Origin of the sequence: Acuticoccus yangtzensis, assembly GCF_001927245.1 — a bacterium.
GTDB classification, from domain to species: domain Bacteria; phylum Pseudomonadota; class Alphaproteobacteria; order Rhizobiales; family Amorphaceae; genus Acuticoccus; species Acuticoccus yangtzensis.
In genome coordinates, this window is record NZ_MJUX01000002.1 from 559,190 (window position 1) to 575,027 (window position 15,838).

The 15,838-nt window shown below is 68.5% G+C and carries 11 protein-coding genes; 3 read left to right on the top strand and 8 right to left on the bottom strand.

What is annotated here, in order from left to right:
• Positions 1-103: 103 nt before the first annotated feature.
• The 5 genes from BIX52_RS08755 to BIX52_RS08775 all read right to left on the bottom strand — a co-directional run bounded on the left by BIX52_RS08755 (position 104) and on the right by BIX52_RS08775 (position 9,360).
• The gene (locus BIX52_RS08755; protein WP_075220637.1) at positions 104-2,263 is read right to left on the bottom strand and encodes a N,N-dimethylformamidase beta subunit family domain-containing protein; all 2,160 of its coding nucleotides are present in this window, start codon (positions 2,261-2,263) and stop codon (positions 104-106) included.
• 102 nt (positions 2,264-2,365) lie between these two features.
• Complete coding sequence (locus tag BIX52_RS08760; RefSeq protein ID WP_075220638.1) at positions 2,366-4,474, bottom strand: putative bifunctional diguanylate cyclase/phosphodiesterase; 2,109 nt, start codon at positions 4,472-4,474, stop codon at positions 2,366-2,368.
• A 137-nt stretch (positions 4,475-4,611) separates the two neighbouring features.
• Positions 4,612-5,376: a ligase-associated DNA damage response endonuclease PdeM gene (gene pdeM, locus BIX52_RS08765; protein ID WP_205647735.1), complete on the bottom strand. Its 765-nt coding sequence runs from the start codon at positions 5,374-5,376 to the stop codon at positions 4,612-4,614.
• 134 nt (positions 5,377-5,510) lie between these two features.
• Positions 5,511-8,099 carry a ligase-associated DNA damage response DEXH box helicase gene (locus BIX52_RS08770; RefSeq protein ID WP_075220792.1) on the bottom strand — a complete coding sequence of 863 codons (2,589 nt, stop codon included), beginning with the start codon at positions 8,097-8,099 and terminating at the stop codon, positions 5,511-5,513.
• A 148-nt stretch (positions 8,100-8,247) separates the two neighbouring features.
• The gene (locus BIX52_RS08775; RefSeq protein ID WP_075220639.1) at positions 8,248-9,360 is read right to left on the bottom strand and encodes a zinc-binding metallopeptidase family protein; all 1,113 of its coding nucleotides are present in this window, start codon (positions 9,358-9,360) and stop codon (positions 8,248-8,250) included.
• Positions 9,361-9,666: 306 nt separating this feature from the next.
• Between BIX52_RS08775 and BIX52_RS08780 the strand changes: the two genes are divergently transcribed.
• Positions 9,667-10,701 carry an aspartate-semialdehyde dehydrogenase gene (locus tag BIX52_RS08780; protein WP_075220640.1) on the top strand — a complete coding sequence of 345 codons (1,035 nt, stop codon included), beginning with the start codon at positions 9,667-9,669 and terminating at the stop codon, positions 10,699-10,701.
• A 49-nt stretch (positions 10,702-10,750) separates the two neighbouring features.
• On the opposite strand, the gene BIX52_RS23220 is transcribed toward BIX52_RS08780, so the two are convergent.
• A complete protein-coding gene (locus BIX52_RS23220; protein WP_075220641.1) occupies positions 10,751-11,074 on the bottom strand; it encodes a DUF952 domain-containing protein in 324 nt (107 codons plus the stop codon).
• 198 nt (positions 11,075-11,272) lie between these two features.
• Between BIX52_RS23220 and BIX52_RS08790 the strand changes: the two genes are divergently transcribed.
• Positions 11,273-11,905 carry a S24 family peptidase gene (locus BIX52_RS08790; RefSeq protein WP_075220642.1) on the top strand — a complete coding sequence of 211 codons (633 nt, stop codon included), beginning with the start codon at positions 11,273-11,275 and terminating at the stop codon, positions 11,903-11,905.
• Positions 11,906-11,920: 15 nt separating this feature from the next.
• On the opposite strand, the gene BIX52_RS08795 is transcribed toward BIX52_RS08790, so the two are convergent.
• A complete protein-coding gene (locus BIX52_RS08795) occupies positions 11,921-12,997 on the bottom strand; it encodes a ligase-associated DNA damage response exonuclease (RefSeq protein WP_075220643.1) in 1,077 nt (358 codons plus the stop codon).
• A 156-nt stretch (positions 12,998-13,153) separates the two neighbouring features.
• Between BIX52_RS08795 and BIX52_RS08800 the strand changes: the two genes are divergently transcribed.
• Complete coding sequence (locus tag BIX52_RS08800) at positions 13,154-14,698, top strand: aldolase/citrate lyase/malate synthase family protein (protein ID WP_075220644.1); 1,545 nt, start codon at positions 13,154-13,156, stop codon at positions 14,696-14,698.
• A 57-nt stretch (positions 14,699-14,755) separates the two neighbouring features.
• Here the strand turns inward: BIX52_RS08800 and BIX52_RS08805 are convergent, their stop codons facing one another.
• Positions 14,756-15,670 (bottom strand): DMT family transporter, encoded by a 915-nt coding sequence (locus tag BIX52_RS08805; RefSeq protein WP_075220645.1) that lies wholly within the window; start codon positions 15,668-15,670, stop codon positions 14,756-14,758.
• Between the last annotated feature and the right edge of the window lie 168 nt (positions 15,671-15,838).

Below are 15,838 nucleotides of genomic sequence, written 5' to 3' on the forward strand. Positions count from 1 at the left end.
CGCAGTTCTGTTCCTCGCGGCCAAAGTCCGCAACAGCGGACTTTGGTGAGCCCGAGCCCGCCGGAGGCAAAACGGCGCCCCCTGTCGAGGGCGCCGCGCAGTCTCACGCAGGCATCGCGAACGGCGCCGGGTCGATGAACCGGCGGATGACGTTGGCGATCATGCGGGTGGTCGCAGGGTCGCCGCCGGTTTGGGGCAGGCTGCCGCAGAAGGTGATGGACCCGGTGGCGAAGACGGCGCCACCCTTGGGCGTCTCGAAGAAGACGATTTCGGCGCGAACGAGGTCGGGCGCGGGTTCGCGCGGCACGGTGGTGAGGTGGGTCAGCATCTCCTCGTGCACCACGATGAACTTTTCCGAATGGCCGAAGGACCGCGCCAGGATCAACGTATGGGCGGGCGTGCCGAGGCGGATGTCGGCCCGGTCGAGCTCGAAGCCCGCGGCGCCACCGCCGGAGAGGCCGGCATCGCCGATCACCTCGTCCTCGATCCCCTCGAAGATCCAGGCGGCGCGGGGATCTTTCGCGGCGGGCAGGATGCGGTAGGGCGCACCGTCCAGCGGCCCCTGGGACGAGAAGCCGACACCGGCGAGCGCCTGGGGCGGACGGCCTGAGCGGCGCCAGAGCCCGCCATAGGCACCGTCGAAGGCGTTGAAGTACTCGCCGGGCTGGGCGTCCCACGCGCGGATGCCGCCTTCGCCGCGGCGGATCTCGATCGCCTCGGGCACCTCGGGATGACGCGCGACGCGCCAGTAGAATCCGTTTCCGCCGAGATACATGAACCGGCCGCCCTGGTTGCGGTAGGCGAGCAGCGCGTCCAGCGTGGCTTCGGTATGGTACTCGGGATGGCTGGTGGTGGTGACGCAGGGATAGTCCGCGATGAGGTCCAGCCCCTCGGCGTCTAGGTCGTGGTCGGTGATGATGTCGAAGGCGATCCCCTCCTTCTGCAGGAAGTAGAGGAGGTGGCTATCGGCCGTATAGTGCCGGGCGCCGGAGCCGCGATAGTCGAGATAAGAGAGGTGGCCGGGCCGCATCGTCAGGAAGGGGCGCAGGTGGCTGGCGTGGCAAACGCCGGACCCGTCCGAATGCAGGTTGTAGGTGGAGACGGAATATTCCGGGTGGTCGCCCGGAAAGTGAGGTGATCCGCCGAGTTCGGCGACGCGCTCGCGGAAGGCGGGGCCGAAATCGGGCCGGGCGAAGTTCTGATAGACGACGTAGGTGAGCGTCGGGATGAGGACGGCGAGGTCCGCGGTGCGGGTCCCCTTGGGCGGCAGGATGTAGAAGGGGATCGTGTCCTCTTCCGCGCCGCAGGTGAGGCGCATGGCGTAGTTGCCGGTGGCGAGCTCGTCCGGGACGGTGAAGACGAAGTCCGTCTCCCAGCCGCAATCGGACAGGTCGGTGTCGTGGAAGTGGATGGCGCCATATTGCTCCGGGGCGCTGACCCAGTGCATCTCGGTGGCATCCCAGCTCGCGCCGGTCATGGCGCGCGCGGGCAGGTTGACGATGGTGCCGTGGCAACCGTGCGGTCCGGTGTCCTCCAGTGTGGTGGACGAGGTCTGCCGGGCGAAGTCCCACGCCGCGATGGGTGACGCGCCTTCGGGCGGACGGTCGAACGCGCCGGGGAGGATCGCGGGGGCCTCGATCTTACCGTTATAGTGCAGCGTTTGGGCAGGCGTTGCGGCAAAGCCGATGCTCTGCGGCCATGTGACGGCGCCGGCGGGTCCGTTCGCGCGCACCACCACGGGAGGCTCGGCACCGAAGGGCGGGTGAAGGGCGTGATGACCGGCGGTGAGCGTTCCGCTGGCCGGGTCGAGGCTCGCCCACACGCGGTACCAGGCATGCGGCGACAGGGGCGCCCCGGTGGACACGCTGGCGCCGGCGGTGACGGCATTCACCGCGCCGTCCGCGCCGATGGTCAAGGCGAGGCCGCCGTCGCCGAGGGCGCACAGGACCATCTGCTCGCCCTTCTTCGGCGAGGTGGGCCAGATGAGAGCGGTGAGGGTGACCGCGCCGTCCGGCATCGGCGGCATCGGCGCGCTGCCGGAGGAGCCGACGATGTGGGTTTGAACGCGCGAGGGCACGGAGGTGGTGAAGGTGGCGGAAAGGTCGTCCTCGATCAGGCCGGGCCCTGCGGGGTTCGGGTCGGCGCTGATGACGCGCACCAGGCGCACCTCGACCGGCTCGGTGCCCGTGCTGGAGAGCTTGAATTCGATGGGTTCGCCGGGGCGCGCGGACAGACGGTCGACATAGCCGGTGAGGGCAAGCATTGAGAGACTCCTTCAGGTCGTGCTGAAGGCTAACACGTGGCATGCCAACTGCCAGGGCGGCGGCTGCGCGTGAGTGTCATTCGCCGCCGATGAGCGCGCGGGTCAGTTGCCGCCGTAGAGCATCGCCGCGAACTCGTCGAACGGCAGCGGGAAGGCGTAGAGGTAGCCTTGTACGTAGCGGCAGCCGATGTCGCGCAGGGCCTCCTGCTGCTCGACCGTCTCGACCCCCTCGGCGATGACGTGCAGTCCCATGGAGCGGGCGATCTGGATGATGCCTTTGACGATGGCCCGCTTGCGCCGGTCGGACTCGATGCCGAACACGAACTGCTTGTCGATCTTGATCTCTTTGATCGGGAAGCTGGTGATGTGGATCAGCGAGGCGTAGCCGGTGCCGAAATCGTCCAGCGAGAATTCGACGCCGGAGGAGGCGAGGTAGCTGATCTTGTCGTGCAGGGTCTGATCGTCGACGCCGATGATGACGTCCTCGGTGATCTCGATGATGAAATCGTTGGGCTGCAGGTTTTCGTTGCGGGTCTTCTCGAGGAAGGAGTCCAGGAAGTCGTTGCGCAGCACCTCGGTGCGGGAGGCGTTGACGGAGACGCGGAAGGGCCGCTGGGTGATCTCGCGCAGCTTGCCGATGTCGCTGATGACGGAATTGAGCACGGCGCGGCCGACCTCGCCGCCGACCTCGTGGTCGTCCAGCACGTAGGCGAAGTCTTTGGCGTCCAGGAGGACATCCACGGTGTGCCAGCGCACGAGTGCTTCGGCGCCGACGATCTGGTTGGTCTCGATGTCGATCTGCGGCTGATAGTACGGGACGAACTCGCCTTTTTTCAGGCTTTCGCGGGCGCGGGCGAGGATGGTCTGGCGGCGCTTGGCGACGTCGTTGGCGATCTGATCGTCGAACACGCGCACGGGCTCGGACGGAGTGCGGCGAGACTGGGCGAGCGCCATCTCGGCGGCGCGGGTCAGCTCCTCGGCTCCGGTCGCGTGCTCGGGGAAGAAGGCGACGCCGACATTGACGACGATGTCGGTGCCGGGATCCTCACGCCGCATCGCGCTGACCTGGGCCTGCAGGCGCGAGAGGGCGGGCTTCAGCGTCTCGCGGTCGTGAACGTCGGTCAGGATGATCGCGAACTCGTTCAGCGAGAGGCGGGCGATGGTGTCGGACCCGCGGGTGACGGCGGAGAGGCGGGCGGAGACGTCGAGCATCAGCTTGTCCGGCAGGGTGTAGCCGGACATGGTGGTGCGGTGGTTGCGGTTGGCGAGCTCGAGGATGATGAGGGCGAACTGCCGCCCGTCACGCCGGGCGCGCTGCACGGCGGTTTCCAGCCGGTCCTCGAACAGGAGGCGGTTGGGGAGCTTGGTCACCGTGTCGTGGTTGGCGGCCCACCATTGGCGGCGCTCGGCCGACATCTGCGAGGTGACGTCCTGGGTGATGCCGTAGAGGATCGGCCCCTGCGGTCCCATCTCGGCGCGGCCGACGGTGCGCACGATGCGCTGGTCGCCGGATGCGGTGCGGATCGGCGTCGTGACGTCGAAGCTGGAGCGTTCGGCGGCGGCGCGTTCCAGCTCCATGGTCAGCCGCTCGCGCGCGGGCGAGGGGTAGAGGGCCAGCATGCGGTCGAGCGTCAGCATGCCGTCTTTCTCGAGGCCGTGCATGCGGTAGACTTCGTCCGACCAGAGCATGCGGCCGGAGGCGAGCGTCTGCTCCCAGCCGCCGACCTTGGCGAGTTCCTCAACGTGGGTGAGGAGGCTCGCCTGCTGCAGCAGGCGCAGGCGTTCCATCCTGAGGTCTTCCAGCCGGTAGAGGATGGGCAGAGCCGAGACGGCGGCGCGCCGGAAGCGCGTGGCGTCGATCTCCCGCCCGGCGGGGGTGACGGCGAACACGGTGACTTCGGTTTCGGGGAAGAACAGCGCGCCGAGGGTGCCGCCGAGGTTCGGCTCGTCCAGCGTGATGAGCTGGCTGGAGAGGGTGATGTAGGCGTCGTATTCCGCGGTGAGGACCGCGTCGGACAGGCCGGTGACGATGCGGCGTTTCACGTCGTCGGGCAGATACCAGAACTCGGACGACGAGGCACGCAGGGTGGCTTCGTCGGCATTGACGATCCCGCAGTAACGCACGCCCAGACTGTCGGCGAGAAGGTTGCAGGCGGCGGAGGCCAGCTCCTCAAAGGGATCGTCGTCGCTAGGGTTCGATCTGTCGAGCATTCTGACGAGCCGTGACGCCTCCTGCGGTCATCAGGACGATATCTGATTCAGCCGCGGATTGGGTAACGGCCGGACAGCTGGTCCAGTTGCTTCAGAGAACGAATTTAGCATGGGCGAATGTCCGGCGCGACGGGCTTTCACGTCGCTCCGAGGGAGAAGACGCGCTCGCGGCCGATGAGGTGGACGGCGGGGCGCGGGTCCGGGCCGGCGGGCCACAGGGCGGTGAAGGCGGGGTCGGTGACGGGAAGGCCGCCGGTGAGGCAGCCCATGGCCGGCATGACGAGGCGCCTGTCGCAGCCGATGAAGCACCGCCGCTTGAGGCTGCGGCCTTTGACGGCGATGCGTGCGGCCGGGTGAAGGTGCCCCGCGACTTCGGGCGTGTCCGGCACGACGGCGGACGGGATGTGGCGGAAGGTGGTGCCGCCGATGGTGACCGCGTCCGCCACCCGGCCGCCGAGCGCGGCGGCGCCGTCCTTCTCGTGATTGCCGGTGACGAAGATGAAGGCGGCGCGCCGCATCATCGCGCCGATGAGGTCGCGCGCCTCGGGCGTCAGCCGTTCGGCGCCGAAGGGGTCGTGGAAGGTGTCGCCGAGGGAGAGGATGCGGGCGGGCCGGTGACGCTCCACCGCGGCGGCGAGGGCGGCGAGGGTGAGGCTGGTGTCGTAGGGCGGCAGCATCTGCCCGGTGCGGGCGTAGGACGAGCCGGTTTCGAGGTGCAGGTCGGAGACGACGAGGAGGCTTTCGGCGGGCCAGAAGAGGGCGCCGGTGGGGTCGAGCACGGCGTCCATCCCGGCGAGGCGGGCGCGGGTGGTGACGGCGGCGGGGCGGCGCACCGTGCGCGGCAGGCGCGGGCCGGGGATGGAGAAGGCGGACATGGCGGCCATCCCGAAAGGTGTATCCATTCTGTTCCCCTTCGCAAGCCCCGTCACCTCTGCGCGGGTGTGGTTGCCAAAGGGTTAAGGGGGCTGTCCAGGGCAGGCGGGTGCGGCGCCGCGGCGCGCCCCCGCTGTTCACATGCGCGGCGGATGCGGAGGCGCTATTCCATCGCCTCGCGGATGAGCTCGTCGGCGGCTTCGGCGAGCAGCATCTCGCTGCCCTCGCCCTGCACGCTCTCGCGGCCGATCTCCAGCATGATCGGCACCGCGAGGGGGGAGATGCGGGGGAGGCGCACGTGGACGATGTGGGCGCGCACGCGGGCCAGCATCTCGCCCAGGCGGCGGATGTCGAGGAGGCCGGTGGCCGCGTCCGCCCAGGTCGCGCGCATCAGGATGTGGTCCGGCTCGTGGCTGCGCAGGACGTCGTAGACGAGGTCGGTTGAGATGGTGATCTGCCGCCCGGTCTTCTCCTGGCCGGGGTGGCGCCGCTCGACCAGGTGGGCGATCTGCGCGACGGCGCGGAAGGTGCGCTTCATCAGCATCGAGTCGGCCAGCCACTCGTCGAGATCGTCGCCCAGCATGTCCTCGGCGAAGAGGTCGGCCATGGTGTTCGGCGCATCGTCGTAGAAGACGGAGAGGTCCTCCAGAGCCCAGATGGCCAGCGCATAGTCGGACGCGACGAAGCCCATGGGTTTCGCCCCGGCGCGCTCCAGACGGCGGGTGAGGAGCATGCCCAGCGTCTGATGCGCCAGGCGGCCCTCGAACGGGTAGGCGACGAGATAGTGGCGCTTGCCGCGCGGGAAGGTCTCCACCAGCAGCTCGTCGGTGCGCGGCAGGCGCGAGCGGACGGCCTGCAGGTCCAGCCATTCGCGCACCTGCTCGGGCAGCGCTTCGCGGTGGGCGGGGTCGGCCAGCATTTGCCGCACCCCTGCGGCGAGGTAGGTGGTGAGCGGGAATTTCGAGCCGCCATAGTAGGGGATCTTCGGCTCGGTCTGCGCGGTCTTGGTGACGAGGACCTCGTTCTGAAGCACCTGTTCCAGCTTCAGCACCTGTCCTGCGAAGAGGAAGGTGTCGCCGGGCGCCAGCGTGGCGAGGAAATATTCCTCCAGCTGGCCGAGCACGGGGCCGCGCCGGGTGAGCGTTCCGCCGCGACGCGAGACGAGGCGCACCGGCAGCGAGGCGAGTTCGACGATGGTGCTGACGTTCAGCCTGTATTGCTTGGCGACGTTGGGGTGCGTGATGCTCCAGAGGCCGTCCTTCTTGCGGCGGCGGATCTTGGCGTAGCGGTCGTAGGCCCGGAGCGCGTAGCCGCCGGTGGCCCCATAGTCCACGACGCGCTCGAAGGTCTCCCAGTCGAGCGTGCGGTAGGGGTAGGCGGAGCGGATCTCCTCGAAGAGGTCCAGCGCGTCGAACGGGTCCGCGACGGCCATGCCGAGGACGTGCTGGGCGAGCACGTCGAGCGCGCCGTCCTTGATGGCGGGGGTGTCCTGACGGCCGTGATAGTTGGCGTCGAGCGCGGCCTGACACTCCATCACCTCGAACCTGTTGGAGGGGACGAGCACGGCCTTGGACGGTTCGTCCATGCGGTGGTTGGCGCGGCCGATGCGCTGGGCGAGGCGCGAGGCGCCCTTGGGCGCGCCGACGTGGACGACGAGGTCGACGTCCCCCCAGTCGATGCCGAGGTCGAGCGTGGAGGTGCAGACGACGGCGCGCAGCGCGTTGCGGCCCATGGCAGCCTCCACCTTGCGGCGCTGCTCGCGCTCCAGCGAGCCGTGGTGGAGGGCGATGGGCAGCGTCTCGTCGTTGATGCGCCACAGCTCGTAGAACAGGGTTTCGGCCTGGGAGCGGGTGTTGACGAAGACGAGCGTCGTGCGGTGGGCCTTGATGAGGGCGTAGACGTCCGGCACGGCCCAGCGCGTCATGTGGCCGGACCAGGGAACGCGGGCCTCGGTCTTGAGGATCGAGAGGTCCGGCTTGGCGCCGCCTTCCACGACGATCAGCTCCGACAGGCCCGAGGGCGGAGCTTCGGCGCGGCGCCGCGGGACGCCGCGATGATCGTCCACGCGGACGGGTGCGCCCAGATCGGGCAGCGCGTCGGGGTCGAGAAGAGCTTGGGGAACGAGCCAACCGCGCAGGTCGTCCGGGTCGGCGACGGTGGCGGAGAGGCCGACGGTACGCAGCCCCGGCGCATGGCGGCGCAGGCGCGCGAGGCCGAGCGACAGGAGGTCGCCGCGCTTCGACGTCACCAGCGCGTGCAGCTCGTCGACGATGACGACCTTCAGCTCGGAGAAGTAGCGCGCCGCGTCCGGCTGGCAGACGAGGAGGGCGATCTGCTCGGCGGTGGTGAGGAGGATGTCCGGCGGCACCTCCTTCTGGCGGCGGCGGCGGTTCTGCGGCGTGTCGCCGGTGCGCGTCTCGTGGGTGATCGAGAGGCCCATCTCGGCGATCGGGCGCTCGAGGTTGCGGGCGATGTCGACGGCGAGCGCCTTGAGGGGCGAGATGTAGAGGGTGTGCGGCCCCTCGCGGACCGGCGCGTTGCGGCGGCGGTTTTCGTGCGCGATCTCGATCAGGCTGGGCAGGAAGCCGGCGAGCGTCTTGCCCGCGCCGGTGGGGGCGATGAGGAGCGACGACAGGCCCGCCTCGGCCTTCTCCACCAGGGCGAGCTGGTGCGGACGCGGCGCCCATCCCTGGCCCGCGAACCAGCCGGCGAAGGGTTCGGGAAGGACGGCCGCCGGGTTCGCCGACGCCATGTCTGCGGCGGCCGTGTCTGCGGCGCCCACGTCTGCGGCGGCCCTGTCTGTTGCCGCCGTGTCTGCGGCGACCCTGCGCGCGGTGGCGTTACCCGTCATGCCCATCGTCATGATCGTTAGATAACGCCTTCGCCGCTGTGCGGAAGGGTCAGCCCGCGAGGCGGCGCCACCAGCCGCGGTGCGCGCGGTCGGCGTCGGAGTTGGCCGCCTCGACCGCCTTGGCGTGGGTGCGGATGAGGTTGTGCACGAAGGCGAGCTTCTCCTCGACCGGCTTCGACAGCACGAAGGGATAAAGGTCCGGCTGCCCCATCGATCGGTTGATCGCGTTGAGGGCGACGGTGACCGGCACCCAGGCCTTCAGGATCTCGTCGATGGTGCCTTCCGTATAGGGGTCGAAGTCCACCGCATGGGTGCGGTGCCCGGTTACGGGGCCGATGCGGATGCCGAACTCGGACGCCGTCTCCAGCGCGTCGATGATGTGGAGGTAGTGGGCGAAGGTTTCGGCCCAGTCCTCCCACGGGTGCGCCGTGGCGTAGGACGAGATGAAGCTGTTCGCCCAGTCGGTCGGCGGACCCTGATTGTAGTGGACCTGAAGCGCCTCGCCATAGTCGGCGCGCTCGTCGCCGAAGATGGCGCGATAGTCGTCCTGCTTGCCCGCGTCCGCGACGAGACGGTCCCAATAATAATGCCCCACCTCGTGGCGCATGTGGCCGACGAGGGTGCGGTAGGGTTCGCCCATCTGGGTGCGGCGCTTCTCGCGCTCGGCGTCGTCCCCTTCGGCGATGTTGATGGTGATGAGGCCGGCGTCGTGCCCGGTCAGCACCGGGGTCACGGTGCCGTCGGCGTTCACCTGGTCGGCGATGAAATCGAAGGCGAGGCCGCGCTCGGGCTCGTCGGCCTTGGTCGGCTGCGGCAGGTTCCAGCGCTCGATCGAGTAGAAGAGGTGGCGCTTGGCGAGCTCCAGTGCGCGCCACAGCTCGACCGTGTGCGGATCGGAGAGGTCCGGGATGGTGCGATTGTGCTGGCAGGCCTGGCAGAAGGTGTTGCCGCTGTCGGCGGGCACGAGCCAGTTGCAGGCGAGATGCTCGCCGTTGGCGCACGCCTTGTAGCTCGACTTGCCGAACGCCCACGGCGTCCCGGCGGTGGTCGACAGCATGGCCTCGCGGTCAGGCGCGAAGCCGATCGCATTGCCGCAGCGCACGCACTGTGTGGAGTCGAAATAGACTTCGTTGCCGCAGTTCTGGCACGAAAACCGCTTCATATTTTGGTGTCCGGTTATGGCGCCTAAGTTGGGCCTGTGATTACGGATAAACGCCGGCGGCAGACAATAGTTTCCGGCGCCTTCATCAGCCGGTGGGGCCGTGTGCTCTGCGGCGGCGTCCCATCGGCGGGCGCAGGTGCGCGCATTAGCGGTGGACACACGGGGTCACATCCGCCATGACACGCGCCATTCTCTCAAGTGTTTCGGCCGCCTGACCTCGCCAGACATGCTTGAGGGGCTTCAATCGCATTGTGCGAGGCGCTGTCCGATGCCGGGCAGCGCGGAAATGCCCTAGGAGTAAGGCACATGGGCTACAAGGTAGCAGTCGTCGGCGCGACGGGGAATGTCGGCCGCGAAATTCTCGACATCATGGCCGAGCGCGGCTTCCCGGCGGACAGCGTTCTGGCTCTCGCATCGCGTCGCAGCCAGGGGACCGAGATTTCCTACGGCGACAAAACCTTGAAGTGCGAGAACCTGGAGACCGCCGACTTCTCCGACGTCGACATCTGCATGATGTCGGCCGGTGGTGACATCTCCAAGGAGTGGGCGCCGAAGATCGGCCGCGCGGGTGCGGTGGTGATCGACAACTCGTCCGCCTTCCGCATGGACCCGGACGTGCCGCTCATCGTTCCGGAGGTGAATGCCGACGCGGTGGTGGGCTTCACGAAGAAGAACATCATCGCCAACCCGAACTGCTCGACCGCGCAGCTGGTGGTGGCGCTGAAGCCGCTGCACGATCACGCCAAGATCAAGCGGGTGGTGGTGGCGACCTACCAGTCCGTTTCGGGCGCCGGCAAGGAGGCGATGGACGATCTCTTCGCCCAGACCCGCGCGGTGTTCGTGTCGGACGAGGTGAAGTCCAAGGCGTTCCCGAAGCGGATGGCCTTCAACGTCATTCCCCACATCGACGTGTTCATGGACGACGGGTCGACGAAGGAAGAGTGGAAGATGGTGGCCGAGACGAAGAAGATTCTCGACCCCAAGATCAAGCTTCATGCAACGGCGGTGCGTGTTCCGGTCTTCATCTCCCACTCCGAGGCGGTGAACATCGAGTTCGAGGAGCCGATCTCGGCCGACGAGGCGCGCGACATCCTGCGCGAGGCGCCGGGCTGCCTGGTGATCGATAAGCGCGAGCCGGGCGGCTACATCACGCCGTACGAGGCGGCGGGCGAGGATGCGACCTACATCAGCCGAATCCGCGAGGATCCGACCGTCGACAACGGATTGGCCATGTGGGTGGTGAGCGATAACCTGCGCAAGGGCGCGGCGCTGAACACCGTTCAGATTGCTGAACTGTTGGTGAACAGGAAGCTGCTCAACGGCCGCGCGAAGGCCGCGTGACAGTGTGAAGGGTGCGGCAGGTTGTCGCGCCCTTTGCTTCGGAACGACGTCATGGCTGCTTCGGCGGGCATTTTTTTTCATGCAGCGGAAGGATGGCGGAGACGTCCGCCATCAGAAGCGGTCGATAGAGGTGGGGGAACAGCTTTCCGCCGCGGGACGGCTCCCAGAGGAGCTTCACATCCCCCTCTAGTCCCCCGCAATTCAACGCAAAAATGTATGATTCTCGGGAAAAATGTTTGTCGATCGTATCGCTGAGCTGATCGTCCGACGAAAGGTGAATGAAGCCGTCTCGCTGATCGTCGGACGACCCTTCAAACCGCTGTGACATAATGAAGTCGGACAACTCCTTCGGGCGGAGTAACTTATAAATCATATTTTTAGGGTCCGGCGCGGTTGGATTCGAAGGGTTCCGAAGTGGCGCGGCATGGGGCCGGCGTGGAGCCCTGTTCCAGGGGGGCGTAACATATGCTACGTCAATCCAGAACAAACTGAATTTCAGCAGAGTGACTTTACGTGAGGCTACATCTGAACCGTTTGTCCTCACACCGCTGCTGCGAGCAGGAGGGAGCCGATGCTCGCTCATAATGATGTCTGGAATGCGATCGACGAGCTGGCAGCCCGCAACGGCATGTCGCCGTCGGGTCTCGCTCGCCGCGCCGGCCTCGATCCGACGACGTTCAACAAGAGCAAGCGCTTCGCGGCCGATGGCCGGCCGCGCTGGCCGTCGACCGAATCCATTGCCAAAATCCTCAAGGCGACGAACACGACCGTCGCCGAATTGTTCGCGGGTGAACCGGAGCCGAGCCACCCGCACATGGCGATCCCGCTGATCGGCGAGGCCCACGCCGGGTTCGAGTCGCCCGCGAGCGCGCCGCGCAATACGGTGGCCGCGCCGACCCCGCCGCGCATCGTCTCCTTCCCCGACCGCCGCCACGAGCCGCTCTATGCGCTCACCGTCGTCGGCGATTCCATGCAGCCCCTCTACCGCGACGGTGACGTCCTCTTCATCTCCCCCGGTGCCGAGCCGGAGGCGGGGGACCGCGTGGTCGTGAAGCTGTCGAACAACGAGGTGGCGGTGAAGGTGCTGAAGTCGATCGGCGCCGCGGGGTACGAGTTCCACGCCGTCAATCCCGACCATGGCGACGCCTCGGTCCCCGCGTCCGACGTCGATTGGGTCGCCCGCATCGTCTACGCGACCCAGTAAGCGCCGCTCCGGCACTCAGCCGGCGCTTACGATCTCCTGGCCGCTTTCCTGGCCGCCCTCCGCAGCCGTCTCCTCCTCCGGCCCGTCATCCCCATCGCCATAGCCGAGAAGGTGCAGCGGCCGGCAGTCGATCCCCTTGGTTCGGCCCCAGTGGCACAGCGCATCCTCCTGGCCGTGCGTGACCCATACCTGCGCCGCGCCCGTCTCCACGATGGTGGTGCACAGGTCTTCCCAATCGGCATGGTCCGAGATGACCATGGGCAGCTCGACACCGCGTTGACGCGCGCGGGCGCGCACCCGCATCCATCCCGAAGCGAAGGCGGTGACCTGATCGCCGAAACGTTGCGCCCAGCGGTCGGAGAGTGAACCGGGCGGGCAAAGCACCACCGCGCCCGCCAACTCCTTGCGGTCCACCCCCTTCACCGGCAGCAGCGGGCCGAAATCCTGTCCCGCCGCGACATAGTGGGCGGTCAGCCGCTCCAATGCGCCGTGCAGATAAATCGGCCGGTCGTAGCCGGCGCGGCGGATGTGGGCGAGAACCCGCTGCGCCTTGCCCAGCGCATAGGCGCCGACGAGGTGCGGCCGGTCCGGGAAGAGCGCCAGCGAGGCGAGGAGCTTGGCCACTTCGTCGGCGGCTTCGGGATGGCGGAAGACGGGAAGGCCGAAGGTCGCCTCGGTCACGAAGAGGTCGCACGGCACCAGCTCGAACGGGGCGCAGGTGGGGTCCGCCTGGCGCTTGTAGTCGCCGGAAATGACGGCGCGCTGACCGCCCGATTCGATGAGGATCTGCGCCGAGCCGAGGACGTGGCCGGCCGGGTGGAAGCTCACCGTCACTTCCCCCACCGTGGTGCGCGCACCGTAGGGTGCCGCCTGACGCGTCTCGCAGAACGCCTCGCCATAGCGCACGGCCATGATGCCGAGGGTCTCGGGCGTGGCGAGCACGGCGCTGTGCCCCGGCCGGGCGTGATCGGCGTGGCCATGGGTGATCGCGGCGCGCGGCACGGGGCGCACCGGGTCGATGTGGAATCCGCCGCGCGGGCAATAGAGGCCCTCGGGCGTGAGGGTGAGGATGGGGTCGGCCATGGGCTTCATATAGGGCGTGGGTCGGGCTCTGTGAGCGGTCTTCGCTCGCCCCGCCCGGCTTCAGCCGACGCGGGTGCGGCATTGATCACCAGCCCGGCTGCCACAGATCATCCGATGCGCCCGCCGCAAGGCCGGGCGCCGATGCGATGTGTGAGGGAGAGGAGCGTGATCGAAGCGGCTCAGCGGGTGGAGGTGACGGGCGAACGTCATGCCCGGTATGATGAGATCTTGTCCGCCCCGGCGCTGGACCTCGTGGCATCGGTCCACCGGCTCGGCCAGGGCCGCCGCGCGGCGGTGCTGGCGGCCCGGCACCAGCGCGCTCTGGCCGCGGCGGCCGGCGCTCCGCCCCCGCGCGTGGTCGTCGATCCGGCGGCGTGGCAGGTGGAGGAGATCCCCGCCGGGTTGGCCCGCAGGAAGGTCGAGCTGGCCGTGCCGGCGGATCCGTCCTCCCTCAACTCCGCGCTGAAGACGGGCGCTGCCACGGTCGTCGCGGACCTCGAGGAGCTGACGGCGCCGGACTGGACACGCGCCATCGACGCGCAGATCGCCCTTCTGGATCACGTGGCCCACTCCGCGATGGGGTTCGACGGCGGTCCGTCGGCACGCACGCGCCCGCATGTGATGATGCGCCCGCGCGGCCTGCACCTCACCGAGCCGTCGATCACCGTCGACGGTGAGCCGGTGGCCGCGGCCTTCGCGGACGTGACGCTGAACATGGTTCACACGTTGGCGCTGCGGCGCGAGGCGGACCGCGTGGTCAGCCTGTCCCTGCCGCGCATCGACGCTGCGGCGGAGGCGGCATTGTGGGACGACGTTCTCGCCCATATCGAGTCGCGTCTCGGCGCGCCGGAGGGGACGGTGAAGGTGAGCGTTCCCATCGGCTCCATCAATGCGGCGGCGGAGGCGGACGGCATCATCGCCGCGCTGCGCGGACGCATCGTGGCGCTGACGTGCGGCCGTTGGGACTATGCGGCGTCGGTGGCGAACAACGCGGCCGGGGCGCATGACGCCGCGGCGGTCTTGCCGGACCGGCGCTTCATCCAGTTGGGGCGAGGCTTCCTCCGCGGAATGAGCCGCCGCGTGGTCGAGGCGGCGCACCGGCGCGGCGTGCTGGCCCTTGCGCCGATGACTGCCGCCGTGCCCGACGCGCTCGACACCGATGCGGTCTCCGAGACGCTGGAGCGCCTGCGGGCCGACTGCGAACGCGCGGCGACGGACGGGCACGACGGCCGCGTGGTCGCCCATCCCTGGCTTGTGGCGCACGTCGGTCAGGTGTTCGACGTCACCATCCCCGACGACAATCAGGTGAGTGCGATGCCTGCCCCGCTTCTGACGGGCGAGCCGGAGCCGGGATTGGCGGATCCTTACGAAGGGGAACGCACGGTGGAGGGTCTCAGCCGCAACATCCGCATCGCGCTGGGCCACGCCGAGGCGCGTTTGAGGGGGTTCGGCGCAGTCAATGTCGGCGGTGTCGTCCACGGCGCGTCGTCGGCGGAGTTGGCCGTCCTGCACATGTCCTCCTGGCTGCGCGAGCGGACCCGCCTGGCGACGGGTGAGGTGGTGGACACCGCGCTGTTCGAGGCTTGCCTGGCGGACGAGCTGGCGCGTCTGCGCGGCGAATTCAGCGAGGGTGCGTGGGCGGACCGCCGCTTCGTCGACGCGGCGGCGGCGGTTCGGAGGGGGGCTATCGGGACGGCGGAAGCCGCATGAGGCGCGGCTTCACGTGAAAGAAAGTGCCGGCGCGACGTGCGGGACCGCGCGGGTTCCTCACTCCGCGCGGAAGGGGCGCGAGTCCGCCTCCGCCGCCACCGTCGCGCGGGAGACGCGGGTTTCGCGCCACAGCGTGTAGAGGCCGGCGGCGACGACGAGGAGCGCCCCGGCGATGGTGGACGCCGTCGGCACCTCGCCGAACACCAGGTAGCCGAGCGACATGGACCAGATGAGGATCGTGTAGCGGAACGGCGAGACGGCCGAGATGTCACCGATGCGGATGCCCGACACGCTCATGATGTAGCCGGCGATGATGAAGACCCCGGCGATGAGGCAGGCGACCGTCGCCGTTTGGTCCGGCACGACGATGCCCTGATAGCTCATCCAAAGCCCGGCGAAGATGGTGACCGTGACCATCGTCAGAAGGCTGGCGAAGACGGTGGGCACGCGCGGGCTCATGCTGCGGGTGGTGATGTCGCGCAGGATGACGAAGCCGGCGGTGGCGAGCGGGTAGAGAAGGTTGGCGTCGAACTCTTGAGTGCCGGGCTGGATCATGATGAGCACCCCGCACAAGCCGACGGCGATCGCGGTCCAACGTCGCCAACCGACGTGTTCGCCCAGCAGCAGCGCGGCCGCCATGGTGACCCCCAGCGGAACGAACTGCAGGACGCTCGACGCGGTGGCGATCGGCATCACGCTGAGCGCGTGCAGATAGGTGACGGTGGAGCCGAGCTCGGCGAAGGTGCGGATGGCGAGGAAGCGCGCTTCCCTCCGTGTGGGCCGGAACGTGAGCGCCCCGAGGCGCCAGGCGAGGAGGGCGATGAAGAGCGTGCCGAAGATGCCGCGTGCGAAGATGCCTTCCGCCACGGGAATCGACAGGAAGGCGGCCTTCATTGCGATGTCGTTGCAGGTGAAACTGAACGAGGAGAAGGTGATGAGCGCGGCGCCGCGGGCGTTGTTCGACTGGGCCATGGGAGCCTGAGTTGGTGTCCGGCCCCGATTACACCTGATCGTGGAAGTCCGCACGCGCCGAACGGAAGGCCTGCGGCGGTTCGCGCCGGGCTAGAGGATTTTCCGCTGACTGAAGCCGCGGGTCGACTGAAGCCGCCGGTCGAAGGGGAGCGGCCGCGCGCAGGGCGC